The sequence below is a fragment of the Williamsia muralis genome (assembly GCF_051487485.1).
Lineage (GTDB): Bacteria > Actinomycetota > Actinomycetes > Mycobacteriales > Mycobacteriaceae > Williamsia > Williamsia muralis_B.
This window is the reverse complement of sequence record NZ_JAHVCV010000002.1, coordinates 1,018,337-1,031,522: the sequence shown is the minus strand read 5'-3', so window position 1 is coordinate 1,031,522 and position 13,186 is coordinate 1,018,337. Positions and strand designations below refer to the sequence as shown.

Sequence of the window (13,186 nt, the reverse complement as noted above, 5' to 3'; positions counted from 1 at the left end):
CCCACTCCCGCTGCGCTGCCCGAGACACTACCGCGAGGAGGACGAGATCACCCCGCCTGCCGGGCTCCGCCTAGACTGTCACCGTGAGTGCAGACGTAGATACCGTTTCCGTCGCCGCCGATACCCCCGACCAGCCCCAGCCGTTTCGCGAGCTGGGTCTCAAGGACGACGAGTATCAGCGGATCCGTGAGATCTTGGGCCGCCGGCCGACCGCCGCCGAACTGGCCATGTATTCGGTGATGTGGTCCGAGCATTGCTCGTACAAGTCATCCAAGGTGCATCTGAAGTATTTTGGCGAGACCACCACCGACGAGATGCGCTCCTCGATGCTCGCGGGCATCGGTGAGAACGCCGGTGTGGTCGACATCGGCGACGGCTGGGCTGTCACCTTCAAGGTGGAATCGCACAACCATCCGTCGTACGTCGAGCCGTACCAGGGCGCGGCCACCGGGGTCGGCGGCATCGTCCGCGACATCATGGCCATGGGTGCACGCCCGATCGCGGTCATGGACCAGCTGCGGTTCGGAGCCGCCGACGCACCGGACACCCGCCGGGTGGTCGACGGCGTGGTGCGTGGTGTCGGCGGTTACGGCAACTCCCTGGGATTGCCGAACATCGGCGGTGAGACGGTGTTCGACGCGTCGTACGCCGGGAACCCGTTGGTGAATGCGCTGTGCGCGGGCGTCATGCGAGTCGAGGATCTGCACCTGGCCTTTGCCTCCGGTGCGGGCAACAAGATCATCCTGTTCGGTGCTCGCACCGGTCTCGACGGGATCGGCGGAGTGTCGGTGCTCGCGTCGGAGACCTTCGACGACAGTGCCGGTGGCCGCCCGAAGAAGCTGCCCGCGGTGCAGGTGGGCGATCCCTTCACCGAGAAGGTCCTGATCGAGTGTTGTCTTGATCTGTACAAGGCGGGCATCGTCATCGGCATCCAGGACCTCGGTGGCGCCGGATTGTCTTGTGCCACCTCCGAATTGGCTGCTGCCGGTGACGGCGGGATGCGCATCGAGCTGGAGAAGGTACCGATGAGGGCCACCGGGATGACCCCGGCCGAGGTGCTCTCGAGCGAGTCGCAGGAACGCATGTGTGCCGTGGTGGCGCCGGAGAACGTCGACGCGTTCATGAAGGTGTGCGCCAAGTGGGATGTGCTGGCGACGGTGATCGGCGAGGTCACCGACGGTGAGCACCTCGAGATCACCTGGCACGGCGCGACCGTTGTCGATGTACCGCCGCGCACGGTGGCGCACGAGGGTCCGGTCTACAACCGCCCGCTTGCCCGTCCGGACTGGCAGGACGACGTGATCGCGTCCACCACAAAGGACTTGACGCGTCCGGCAACCGCCGACGAACTGCGCTCGACCTTGCTGCAGATGATCTCGTCGCCCGCGTTGTGCAGCCGCCGCTTCATCACCGAGCAGTACGACCGCTACGTGCGGGGCAACACGGTGTTGGCCGAACATGCGGACTCGGGAATGATCCGGATCGACGAGTCGTCGGGCCGCGGTATCGCGCTGTCCACCGACGCATCGGGGCGCTACACCTACCTCGATCCCTATCGCGGCGCGCAGCTCGCGTTGGCCGAGGCATACCGCAACGTCGCCGTCAGCGGCGCGACCCCGAAGGCCGTCACCAACTGCCTGAACTTCGGGTCGCCCGAGGACCCGGCCGTCATGTGGCAGTTCCAGCAGGCCGTGCGCGGATTAGCTGACGGCTGTGCGCAATTGGGCATCCCGGTCACCGGCGGAAACGTGAGTTTCTACAACCAGACCGGTGCAACGCCCATCCTGCCGACGCCGGTCGTCGGGGTACTCGGTGTGATCGACGACGTGCGTCGTCGCATCCCGACCGGTTTCGGTACCGAGCCGGGCGAGACCTTGATCCTGCTCGGCGAGACCCACGACGAGTTCGACGGGTCGATCTGGTCGCAGGTGGTGCACGACCACCTCGGTGGCACGCCGCCTGCTGTCGACCTCGAGCGTGAACGTCTGCTGGCGGACATCCTCACCGCAGCGTCGCGCGATGGCCTGGTGTCCGCTGCGCACGACCTGTCCGAGGGTGGCCTCGCGCAGGCCGTCGTCGAGGGCGCACTCGCGGGCGAAACCGGTTGCCGGATCTTGCTTCCCGAAGGCGCCGACCCGTTCGTGTGGCTGTTCTCCGAGTCGTCGGGCCGAGTTCTGGTCGCGGTGCCACGGACCGAGGAGACCCGGTTCACCGGCATGCTCGACGCGCGGCAGATGCCGTGGACCCGCATCGGGGTGGTGGATCAGGGCAGCGATTCGGTCGAGATCCAGGATCAGTTCTCGATCCCGCTGACCGAACTGCGCGAGACCTTCGAAGCAACGCTTCCGGCCCTTTTCGGCTAGCCCAATTTTGGTGGGTTCCGGCGACCGCGACCTGCGGTTTCGGTCGCCTTAACCCACCAAAATGGGGGAGTGGGGGATCGGTTAGCCTTGATAGTTCGAGGTCCTAAGTATTACCCTTGCTAAGTGTTCGACAATGAGCTGACCAACCTGGCCGACGCCATCCGCCCGACGATGGCCCGGGTGTATCTGACGATTCGCCGGCGGTCGCCGTTCGGCGAATACACCGCTGCACAGGGCTCCACCCTGGCGACCCTGGCAGAGCACGGCCCGATGCGGATGGGAGAACTCGCCCGCCGCGAGGGAGTGCGGATGCCGACGGTGACAGCAGCTGTTGATGTGCTGGTCGGGCATGGCCTGTTACGTCGCGACCCTGATCCTGATGACCGTCGGGCGGTGCAGGTGAGCATCACCGACAACGGGCGGCGTGAGATGACGCAGTTGCAGTCGGCGCGCAACGAGGTGCTCGCCCGAGCGATGGCTGGCATGACCGACGACGAACTGCGGGCCCTTCGAGCCGCTGTCCCTGCGTTGAGGTCGCTGCGCGCACAACTGGAGAGTCTCGATGAGTCGAGTGCCCTCACGATTTCAGAAGAGGAGTGAACATGACAACAGGGCAAGCTGATTCGTCACAGGTTGCTGAACACCACGGATTTCTGGACGCAGTTCGCGGGCAGCCGGTTGCGGTGTGGGCCACGGCATTCGCCGCCGTCATCGCATTCATGGGTATCGGTCTCGTAGACCCGATTCTGCCGGAGATCGCCAAGCAACTCGATGCAGGCGCCGACCAGGTCACTCTGCTGTTCGCGGTGTACATGGGTGTGCAGGTGTTCGCGATGCTGATCACCGGATACAGCTCGTACCGCTTCGGGCCGAAACGCACACTCATCGCCGGGCTCGCCTTCATCGTTGTCGCAGCGGGTATTTCGGCAACCGCCAACGGAATCGGCGAGCTGATCGCCCTGCGGGTGGCGTGGGGGTTGGGCAACGCCCTGTTCATGGCGACAGCACTCGCCTTCATCGTGGGATCGGCCCGCGGCGGTCAACACGGTGCGATACTGCTCTACGAGGCAGCCCTCGGGGTCGGGCTTGCGGTCGGGCCGCTGCTCGGTGCAATTCTCGGCGAATGGACGTGGCGCGCCCCCTTTGCCGGTACGGCGGTCCTCATGGCGATCGGCGCCTTGCTCTGCGCGATGAAGCTGTCGAAGGATGGTCCGGCCACAGCGCGTCCCAAGGTGGGTATCGCAGACCCGTTGCGTGCGTTGCGAAATCGTAGGCTTCTGGTGACAGGTATCGGCTCGGCGTTCTATACGGCCGGATTCTTCACCGTGATCGCCTGGGCGCCGATCGTTCTGGACATGCGGCCGATCTTCCTGGGGCTGGTGTTTGTCGGATGGGGCCTCTGCGTCGCGCTCAGCGGCGTGACGCTCGCACCCCGGGTGGTCGAGGCCCTCGGCGAGCGGCTCGGCGTGACCACTGCTGTTGGTGTCTTCGGCATCGTGATGGCTGTTGCGGCCATCGGAACGGCCGGTGACCTCAAGCCGTTGGTGATGGCCGCGATCATCGTCTCGGGGATCCCGTCCGGTGTGCTGAACACTGCGCTGACCGGCATGGCGATGGCGGCTGGAACCGGTCCGCGGTCGGTGTCGAGTGCCGGATACAACTTCTTGCGCTGGATGGGTGCGGCGGTGTCGGCGCTGTTGGTGGCCCATCTCGCGGAGTGGTTCGGCACCGACGCAGCCCCCTACTGGTTTGCCGTGGGCTACAGCGTGATCGCGGTCGCCGCCATCGCAGTGGTGGGGACGCAATCGGAGCCCGAGCCCGCTGCCGCCACCGAACGCCGTCTCGAAGAAGCCGCGCTGGTGGGCGCCGAAGAGATGTAGTCGTCTTCCACCCTCCGAAAGTGGTGGGTTTCGGGGACGGCGACCAGCAGGTTTGCTCACCGAAACCCACCACTTTCGGGGTGGGCGGGGTCTAGGGTGAAACGTGTTCTAGTTTCTGTCCTGGAGGTCATGAAGTGGCGTTACGTGTAGTGGTCTGGTCAACCGGCACGATCGGGAAGCTGGCGATAGCGGGTGTGCTCGCCCGCCCCGAACTCGAACTCGTCGGGGTCTGGGTGTCGAATCCCGACAAGGTCGGCAAGGACGTCGGCGAGCTCGCCGGCCTGGGTCGCGAACTGGGGATCGCCGCCAGCGGAGACAAAGAAGAACTACTGGCGCTGCGCCCCGACTGCATCGTTCACGGCGCCATGACCGACGACCGCATCATGGAATCGGTCGACGACCTGATCAGCTTCCTCGAAGCGGGAGTCAACGTGGTCTCGTCCGGACCGGTCGCGCTGGTCTATCCGGACGGTGTGTTCCCCGACGACTTCAACGAGCGCATCCGAGCCGCAGCACGAGCGGGCAATGCCAGCCTCCACGTGAACGGCATCGATCCGGGTTTCGCCAACGACGTCCTGCCGCTGGCGATGACGTCGTTGTCCAAGCGGATCGACGAACTGCGAGTGGCCGAGATCGCCGATTACTCCACGTATTACCAGCCGATGACGATGACCGAGCTGTTCGGTTTCGGTAAACCCATGGACCACCAGTCGATGCTCTGGATGCCGGGGGTGTTGTCGTTGGCGTGGGGTCCCGTCGTGCGGCAACTGGCTGCCGGTCTCGACCTCACCCTGGATGAGCCCCTCGTGGAGCGAATCGACCGACGACCTGCCGAAGAGGACTACGACATCGCTTCCTGCCACATCGCCAAGGGGACGATGGCTGCGGTGCGGTTCGAGGTGATCGGCACCGTCAACGGATCCGAGCGCATCATTCTCGAACACGTCACCCGCACCAAGGCCGATGCCCAACCCGAGTGGCCGATCCCCAGTCACGGCGACGGTTGCTACCGCATCGAGATCACCGGCGATCCGGTGATGACGGTCGACTTCGTGCACCACGGCGAGAACGGCGATCACAACGATTCCGGAATGCTGGTCACCGCAATGCGTTTGGTGAACGCAGTGCAGGCTGTGGTGGAGGCCCAGCCCGGTCTGCTGACCGCGTTGGACCTCCCGCAGATCACCGGCCGTGGATTGGTCACCAAGGACTGAGGTGACCACCGGCGACCATCAGATGGCCGCCGGTGTGGCGGCGGTGTCGGCCGAAGCCTTGCTCCCGGCGACCTTGAGCTGTCCCTCGGCCACCATGAAGGTCACGAAGTCACGCATCGTCTCGTCGACCGGCCGCGGCGAGTGGCCGAGCTCGGTGCGGGCCTTGGTGCCATCGACCACCGGGGAGGCTTCGAGGGCCCCGAGCGCCGCCTTCGACATCAGATCGGATTTGAAGAGTCGGCAGATGGGCTCGGCGACCGGCAGGATGGCCTTCACCATGCTCATCGGGAACGCGAATGCCGGTCCGCGACGCCCTGCTTCTCGGGCGACCATCTGGAACGCCTCGAGCATGGTGACCATTTGCCCGGTGAGCAGATAATTCTCACCGGTCCGGCCGTGCTCGGCCGCGGCGATCAGGCCGGCCGCCACATCACGCACGTCGATGAGATCGAATCCTCCGGTGACCAGTGCGGGCACGCGGCCCCGCGCCGAATCCAGCAACATCCCGTTGATGCGCGAGAACGGGGTGTGGTCCACCGGGCCGATCACGGCGGTCGGGTTGCAGATCACCCCGTCCAGTCCGCGGTCGATGACCTTGCGCAGCTCCTGTTCACCTGCCCATTTCGACCTGTCGTAGACCGGCAGCTCGGCGTTGTCCGACCGGCTCGATGTCTCGTCGATGACACCACCGCAGGTGTACTGGTCGAACGAGTGGATCGAACTGCAGTGCACCATGCGCCGGGCGCCGACGGCCAGGGCTGCTTCTGCGACGTTGCGGACGCCTTCGGTGTTGATCCGCCAGGCGTTGTCGTCGGTGTGGCGCAGCGTGATCACCGCGACCAGGTGGAACACCACGTCCACTCCGGTCAGTGCCTGGGTGATCGACTCGGGATCGAGGATGTCGGCGCTCACCCAGGTGACTGCGCCGTGGTCGGCAACATCGACGGGGTGGTGCCTGTCGATGGCGACGACGGAATGACCGCCGGCGACCAGACGGTCGACGAGATTGCGGCCCACAAATCCTGCGGCTCCGGTGACTGCTGCTTTCATGACGATCACTTTCGTTGTGGCCGGGCTCGGCTTCAGGCCACTCCCCGGCGGTTCGGCACCAGACTAGAACATGTTCTAGTTTTGATGAACCGTCCAGTTACGTCGCGTGGGTGAGGGGACTGGTCACGGGCTCGTATTAAGACCACGTGACAACTTCGCCGGCAAGACGCGCTCGCCCTGAGAGAACTCCTGACCAGGGCTAACGTCTGGTGAATGACAATTGTGACCGCAGGCCCCGGCGTATACGGACCCGACGACATCGAGGGTCTCCTCTGGTTCTACGACATGCACGGCTACGTCGTGTTGCGGGGAATGCTCGCCGAAGCCGATACCGCCGCCATCGAAGCGGAGTGCGTGGACGCCCAGCGCAAGGTGGTGTCCGGCGAACTCGACGACCGCTACGGCTCGACGGTGTTCCTCGATGAGGCGGCCAAGGCCGACAAGTTCGCCAACTACGTGGAGTACATCAGCGAGCTGTCGCCGGCGGTCGACGCCGCGATCACCGACCCCGTGCTGACCAACATCATGAAACAGCTTGTCGGGGAATCATGTTGGATCCGGGCCCACGAACAGAACGGTGTGGTGTACCAAGATGCCCGGCCCGGAAGGGAATCGGGTTACACGCGCATCGGCTGGCACTCCGACTGGCAGGCGAGCCCCAGCCTGGATGTCTGGCCGAGTACCGCCTTCACCGTGCACATCGACGGCACCAGCCCGGCGAACGGATTCCTGCGGGTGGTGCCGGGCAGTCACCTGTGGGCGACCCCTGCGCCGTATCGCAATGCCAACGGGGTGTCGGTGCCGTCGACGGCGCGACCCTCGGGCGGGCGTACCGACCGCACACCACCGTTCGAGATGCCCCTCGGATTCGAGAAGATCCGCGGTGAGGTGGGCGTCTACGCCGAACGCGGCGACATCATCTTGCACGACGCCTATCTGTGGCACTCCGCAGCCCGCGCCACCGACGATGCCGCACTCCGCAGGCACGTGCGTGGCGGTTACTTCGGCGGCGTGAAACCTGCTGCGGGCGTGGAGGAATTCATCAAGAACGCGGCACGGTAGACAACGCGACCGAGAGTCGCGGGCCGGCCGCGGCCGTTACAGATCCCAGGTGTGGACCGGGGCGCCGTCGTGCATGCGATCGATGTAGTCGCGCAGCATCCCAGCCAGCGCCACCTCGCGGCTGTCGCCGGCCTGCTCGCGTGCATGCACCGAGGCACGTTGCCACACCGAGCCGGTCTGCCGGTTGAGGGCACGTCCCTCGATGACCGAGAGATAGCGGTCGCGGGCGTCGGCGCCCACACCGAACGCCTGAAGCCCTTCATCGGCCAGCGGCAACAACTTTCGCAGCACGAGCTCGTCGGGTCGTACCCAGCCGAGCGTCGGCCAATACAGTTGCGAGTCGATCCCGTCACGTGATGCCGCCTGCAAATTCTCGGCCGCGGCATCAAACGACATCTGCGACCACAGTGGCCGCTCGGCGTCGACCAGGCCACGCAGCACGCCGTAATAGAACGAAGCATTGGCCATGATGTCGACAACGGTCGGTCCTGCAGGCAACACCCGGTTCTCGATGCGCAGATGTGCGTGGCCGTCGACCACGTCGTACACCGGGCGGTTCCAGCGGTAGACGGTGCCGTTGTGCATACGCAGCTCTGTGAGTTCCGGGATGGTCCCCGCCTCGAGCTGTTCGAGTGGATCCTCGTCGGAGACCACCGGCAGCAGCGACGGGAAGTACCGGGTGTTCTCTTCGAAGAGGTCGAAAATCGTTGTGATCCAACGCTCTCCGAACCACACGCGCGGGCGGACGCCCTGATTGATGAGTTCTTGTGGCCTGGTGTCGGTGGCCTGCTGGAACACCGGGATGCGGCTTTCATGCCAGAGTGAGCGGCCCGCCAGGAAAGGCGAATTGCCTGCCAGGGCCACCTGAACACCTGCGATGGCCTGCGCCGCGTTCCAGTGATCCGCGAAATCCTCAGGTGCCACCCGCAGATGCAGCTGCAGTGACGTACATGCCGCCTCGGGCAAGATCGAGTCGATCGAGGTGTGTAGCCGTTCGGATTCGCCACCCGGGGTCAGCGGGACTCCGGTGATGTCGAGTTCGATGTCTTCGCCGCGGGCGGCAAAGATCTGCTGGTTCAGCAGGTCGTACCGGGGATTGGCCGAAATCCATTGATGCGCAAAGTGTTCCTGGCGCAACGTCGGCAGCATGCCGATCATCACCAGGTGGTTGTCGGTGCCTGCCGCGCGTTCCTCTGCGCGGTTGAGTGAATCGCGCAGAGCCTGCTCCAGCGACACGGTGTCGCCGCCGACGAATGGGCGGGGTGACACGTTGATCTCGATGTTGAACTGGCCCAACTCGGTTTGGTAGTCGGGGTCGGCGATCGCCTCGAGCACAGTGGCATTCGACATCGCCGGGTTCATCGCCAGGTCGACCAGATTGAGTTCGACCTCCATGCCGAGCAATGGCTCCGGCGGATTGCCCTGATCGGTGAAGAGTCCATCTGCGAGCATCCGGGCAACAGCCTCGGTGCATCGCCCAACCTGTTCGCGGAACAGTCGGCGGTCCTCGCGGCTGAACTCTTGGGTGTTCACATCCGTGCCCATTCACTCATGGTGTCACGGACTTCCTGCGACGTTCTCGTCGACGGGCCCTGTGCAGAACTGCCGGTCAGGCCAGGGTCTCTGACAACCGGCCCGCGTCCAGTCGCCATTTGCGGGTCGAGCGCACCGTGGCCAGCATCCGTCTGTCGTGCGTGACCAACAGGACTGTCCCGGAGAACGACTCGACGGCCTGCTCCAGCTGCTCGATGGCCGGTAGGTCCAGGTGGTTGGTCGGTTCGTCGAGCACCAGCAGGTTCACCCCACGGGCCTGCAACAACGCCAGGGCGGCGCGGGTGCGTTCGCCGGGCGACAGCGAATCGGCCGGCCGCGTCACGTGGTGGCCGCGCAGACCGAATTTGGCGAGAAGGGTGCGCACATCGGCCTCGGTGAGGTCGGGAACCTGCAGGGCGAAGGCGTCGGCCAGCGGGGTCTCGCCGGTGAACAGCGCACGCGCCTGATCCACCTCACCCACGAGGACCCCCGCGCCCAGTGCAGCCGTGCCCTGATCCGGCATGACGGTGCCCAGTAGCAGCCCGAGAAGCGTTGATTTGCCGGAACCATTGGCGCCGGTGATCACGATGCGGTCGCCGACATCGACCTGCGTGCTGATGGGTCCGAGGGTGAAGCCGTCGCGGATGACAGCCGCGTCGTTGAGGGTGGCCACCACGGTGCCCGACCGTGGAGCGGTGGCGATCTCCATCCGCAGCTCCCACTCTTTCCGGGGTTCGGCCACCTCGTCGAGGCGTTCGATGCGGCGCTGCGTCTGCCTGGCCTTGGCCGCCTGCTTCTCGGTGGACTCCAACCGGACCGCGCGACCCATCTTGTCGTTGTCCTTGGACTTACGGCGCGCGTTGCGCACACCGTGCTCCATCCAGCCGCGCTGCATCTGTGCACGTTCGGTCAACGCGCTCTTGGTGTCGGCGTATTGGTCGTACGCGTCGCGCGCATGCTGACGGGCCACCTCGCGTTCGACGAGGAACGCTTCGTAACCGCCGGAATACACCGACACCTGCTGCTGGGCGAGGTCCAGTTCGATGATGCCCGTGACGGTCCGGGCCAGGAACTCCCTGTCGTGGCTGACGATCACCAGCGGTGTGCGAGCACCGCGCACGAAGTTCTCGAGTTGATCGAGCCCGTCGAGGTCGAGGTCGTTGGTCGGTTCGTCGAGAAGGAGGATGTCGTAGCGGGACAACAACAACGCGGCCAGTCCGACCCTGGCCACCTGTCCACCCGACAGGGTGGTCATCGGTGCGTCCAGGTCGATCGTCAGGCCCAGCTCCGAGGTGACCTGTTCGGCGCGCTCGTCGAAGTCCGCCCCACCCAGGTGCAGCCAGCGTTCGAGTGCCGGCGAATACAGGTCGTCGCCGCCGTCCGCCAGCGCGGCGGCGGCCTCGTCCATCGCCGATTGCGCCTGCGCCACCCCCACCCTGCGGCACAGGAAGTGCCGGACCGACTCCCCGGAGACGAACTCGGCCTCCTGGGCCAGGTAGCCGACCTCGGCATCCGGGGGACTGAGCGTGATGGTGCCGTCGAAGTCGGCTGTGCCCTGGCCGGCGAGCAGCGTGAGGAGCGTCGACTTGCCGGCACCGTTGGCGCCGACCAACCCGAAGACGTCACCCTCCGCAACGGTCAGATCCAGATCGGAGAACAACGTCCGCTCACCGTGACCTGCGGACAGTCCGGCGGCATGCAGGGTGGCGCTGATGGTGGTGACGCTCCTTCTCGGGTTCTGGGCTGTCCGCAGGATATCGCCTCGACGCGGCGGCCCGGTTCTGGCTGTCGTGCCGTCCCTAGCCGGTGAGCACCACGAGTCGCTGCGTCGCCCGGGTCATCGCGACGTAGCGATCCACCGCGCCCTCGACACCGACACCGAACGACTCCGGGTCGATCAAGATGACCAGGTCGAACTCGAGTCCCTTCGACAGCTGCGGCGTCAACCATCGGACGCGTGCGGGGTCCCCGAATCTGCTTGTGTCCACTTCGTCGTCATCGATGACACAGACCGTGCCGTCGGGGTTCTCCGTCAGCCAAAGGTTGATGATGCGGCCGAGGTCGGCGATGGATCGGTGTTCCACCGGGAAGCCGCTGCTACGGACCGACATCGGCACGTTGGCATCGGGCACGACAGCCCGGATGACGGGTTCGGCCTCGGTCATGACCTCCTCGGGTGTGCGGTAGTTGATACCGAGTGTCGCGACATCGATGCGGTCGAGCCCGACGCGTTCGAGTCTTTCCCGCCAGGACTCCATGCGAACCTCAGACGATCCAGGGTCGGTCACCGTGAAGCCGTGCCGTGCCTGCGCGCGGTCGCCGACGATGGTGAAACTGCGAGAAGGGCACCGCAGCAACAACATCTGCCATTCGGCGTCGGTCAACTCCTGGGCTTCGTCGACAACGATGTGGGCAAATGGGCCCGCGTGGGGATCGCTCGAGTCGTCCTGCCGGTCGGTGTCGTCGACCAGAGCCCGGCTCAGGTCGTGGCCGCGCAACATCGACATCACGCGCAGTTCGGAGTCGTCCGATGCGATGAGGTCGTCCACCACCCCGGATCTGCGTTCGTGTTCGGCCCGCAGGGCTGCACGTCGGCGGCGGATGCGTGAGGCCGCCTCCGGGTCGCCCAGCTGGTGTCGGGCGGCGTCGAGAAGAGGCAGGTCGGAGACAGTCCATGCCCGTGGATCAGGACGTTGCAGTGCGGCGACTTCCTCGGAGTCGAGCCAGGGCGCGCACATGCGGAGGTAGGCGGGCACGGACCACAGATCCCCGACGAGGTCGGCGGCGTCCACCATCGGCCAGGCCCGATTCAGCGCGGCGCGCAGATCCTCGTTCTGCTGCAATGACTTTCGAACCTGATCGGTTCCGACGTCACCCCGGTACCTGTCGACCAGGATCTCGATCAGTTCCTCCAGGATCGCCTCGCGTGCTTCGTTGTGGGGTGTGCCGCGGTCCGGTGACCGAAAAGCCGCCGCCCAGTCCTCGGCGCTCAGCCAGATCTCGGTCCAGTCGGTCTCGACGGTCATGCCCTTCGTCGGCGGTTTCTCATAGAATCGGACGGCCACCTCGACGGCTTTCACCAGGTCGGCCGATGCCTTGAGCCGCGCCACCGCGGGGTCGGCTTCGACCTTCGCCTTGGCGCCCTCCGGCACAAGGTCTCTCACGGTGCATGTCCGCACTCCTTCTTCTCCGAGACTGGGCAGGACATCGGCGACGTAAGCCAGGTAGGGCTCGTGTGGCCCGACGAACAGCACGCCGCCCCGTTGATGACCCAGGCGAGGGTCGGAGTAGAGGAGATAGGCGGTTCGGTGCAGTGCCACAACGGTTTTGCCGGTGCCCGGCCCACCGTCGACGACGAGTGCGCCGCGCGATCCGCCGCGGATGATGGCGTCTTGATCAGCCGCGATCGTGCCCAGGACGTCGCGCATCTTGGCCGATCGGTTCTGTCCCAGACTTGCGATGAACGCCGACTGGTCATCGAGCGCGGCGCTCCGTTCCGAGTCCGCGACCACCTGACCTTCCATGGTGAAGACCTCGTCCCAGTAGTCGGTGATCTTCTCGCCGGACCATCGGTAGCGACGGCGCCGGGTCAGGCCCATCGGATCGGCATGAGTGGCACCGAAAAACGGCTCGGCGACGGGGGAGCGCCAGTCCACCATCAATTGCCGCCCAGAGCTGTCCGTCAGTCCCAGGCGCCCGACATACACCGGGTCTGAACCGTCCGCGCCGACCATGTGGCCGAGACACAGGTCGACGCCGAACCGCCGCAGTGTGCGCAGACGCGCAGTGAGCCGGTGGACCTCCATGTCCCGGTCCATGGCCGCCCGGCCCTCACCTCCCGGCGCCTTCCGTTCAGCGTCGATGCGATCCCGCAGGTTCGATAACGACTCTTCCAAACTCCTCGCGACCTGGGTGAAATGGTGCTCATCGTGCGCGATCAGTACGGGGTCGGCTTTGCGGGCCAGGTGGTGGGGCAGGTCGAAAACACTGGTGGACAACGGGTTCAAGCGCTCATCTCCTCTGACGGCTCCGCATCGCGACGGCTTGCTGCCACCGCACGGAAGGGCCGAATGTTGGCCGTGGA

Annotated in this window: 9 protein-coding genes; 5 read left to right on the top strand and 4 right to left on the bottom strand. The window is 65.6% G+C overall.

Annotated elements, in window-relative coordinates; all coding sequences use genetic code 11:
* The first annotated feature begins 83 nt into the window (after positions 1–83).
* The 4 genes from purL to KXR83_RS08240 all read left to right on the top strand — a co-directional run bounded on the left by purL (position 84) and on the right by KXR83_RS08240 (position 5,457).
* Positions 84–2,363 carry a phosphoribosylformylglycinamidine synthase subunit PurL gene (gene purL, locus KXR83_RS08255; protein WP_437424404.1) on the top strand — a complete coding sequence of 760 codons (2,280 nt, stop codon included), beginning with the start codon at positions 84–86 and terminating at the stop codon, positions 2,361–2,363.
* 123 nt (positions 2,364–2,486) lie between these two features.
* Entirely contained in the window at positions 2,487–2,963 is a 477-nt protein-coding gene (locus KXR83_RS08250; RefSeq protein ID WP_437424403.1) for a MarR family winged helix-turn-helix transcriptional regulator, read from the top strand.
* A gap of 2 nt (positions 2,964–2,965) precedes the next feature.
* The gene (locus KXR83_RS08245) at positions 2,966–4,243 is read left to right on the top strand and encodes an MFS transporter (RefSeq protein WP_437424402.1); all 1,278 of its coding nucleotides are present in this window, start codon (positions 2,966–2,968) and stop codon (positions 4,241–4,243) included.
* A 134-nt stretch (positions 4,244–4,377) separates the two neighbouring features.
* Complete coding sequence (locus tag KXR83_RS08240; RefSeq protein ID WP_437424401.1) at positions 4,378–5,457, top strand: NAD(P)H-dependent amine dehydrogenase family protein; 1,080 nt, start codon at positions 4,378–4,380, stop codon at positions 5,455–5,457.
* 18 nt (positions 5,458–5,475) lie between these two features.
* On the opposite strand, the gene KXR83_RS08235 is transcribed toward KXR83_RS08240, so the two are convergent.
* Positions 5,476–6,507 carry an NAD-dependent epimerase/dehydratase family protein gene (locus tag KXR83_RS08235; protein WP_437424400.1) on the bottom strand — a complete coding sequence of 344 codons (1,032 nt, stop codon included), beginning with the start codon at positions 6,505–6,507 and terminating at the stop codon, positions 5,476–5,478.
* Positions 6,508–6,720: 213 nt separating this feature from the next.
* Between KXR83_RS08235 and KXR83_RS08230 the strand changes: the two genes are divergently transcribed.
* Complete coding sequence (locus tag KXR83_RS08230; protein WP_437424399.1) at positions 6,721–7,569, top strand: phytanoyl-CoA dioxygenase family protein; 849 nt, start codon at positions 6,721–6,723, stop codon at positions 7,567–7,569.
* 36 nt (positions 7,570–7,605) lie between these two features.
* Here KXR83_RS08230 and KXR83_RS08225 read toward each other — a convergent pair whose 3' ends face one another.
* The 3 genes from KXR83_RS08225 to helR all read right to left on the bottom strand — a co-directional run bounded on the left by KXR83_RS08225 (position 7,606) and on the right by helR (position 13,109).
* Entirely contained in the window at positions 7,606–9,114 is a 1,509-nt protein-coding gene (locus KXR83_RS08225; protein WP_437424398.1) for a glutamate-cysteine ligase family protein, read from the bottom strand.
* A 64-nt stretch (positions 9,115–9,178) separates the two neighbouring features.
* Positions 9,179–10,816 (bottom strand): ABC-F family ATP-binding cassette domain-containing protein, encoded by a 1,638-nt coding sequence (locus tag KXR83_RS08220; RefSeq protein WP_437424475.1) that lies wholly within the window; start codon positions 10,814–10,816, stop codon positions 9,179–9,181.
* 85 nt (positions 10,817–10,901) lie between these two features.
* Entirely contained in the window at positions 10,902–13,109 is a 2,208-nt protein-coding gene (gene helR / locus KXR83_RS08215) for an RNA polymerase recycling motor ATPase HelR (protein ID WP_437424397.1), read from the bottom strand.
* Positions 13,110–13,186: the final 77 nt, after the last annotated feature.

Bases quoted from the DNA above. Each gene is read 5' to 3' on its own strand.
- KXR83_RS08245 (WP_437424402.1), top strand. From the start codon at position 2,966: ATGACAACAGGGCAAGCTGATTCGTCACAGGTTGCTGAACACCACGGA.
- KXR83_RS08235 (WP_437424400.1), bottom strand. From the start codon at position 6,507: ATGAAAGCAGCAGTCACCGGAGCCGCAGGATTTGTGGGCCGCAATCTC.
- KXR83_RS08230 (WP_437424399.1), top strand. From the start codon at position 6,721: ATGACAATTGTGACCGCAGGCCCCGGCGTATACGGACCCGACGACATC.
- KXR83_RS08225 (WP_437424398.1), bottom strand. From the start codon at position 9,114: ATGGGCACGGATGTGAACACCCAAGAGTTCAGCCGCGAGGACCGCCGA.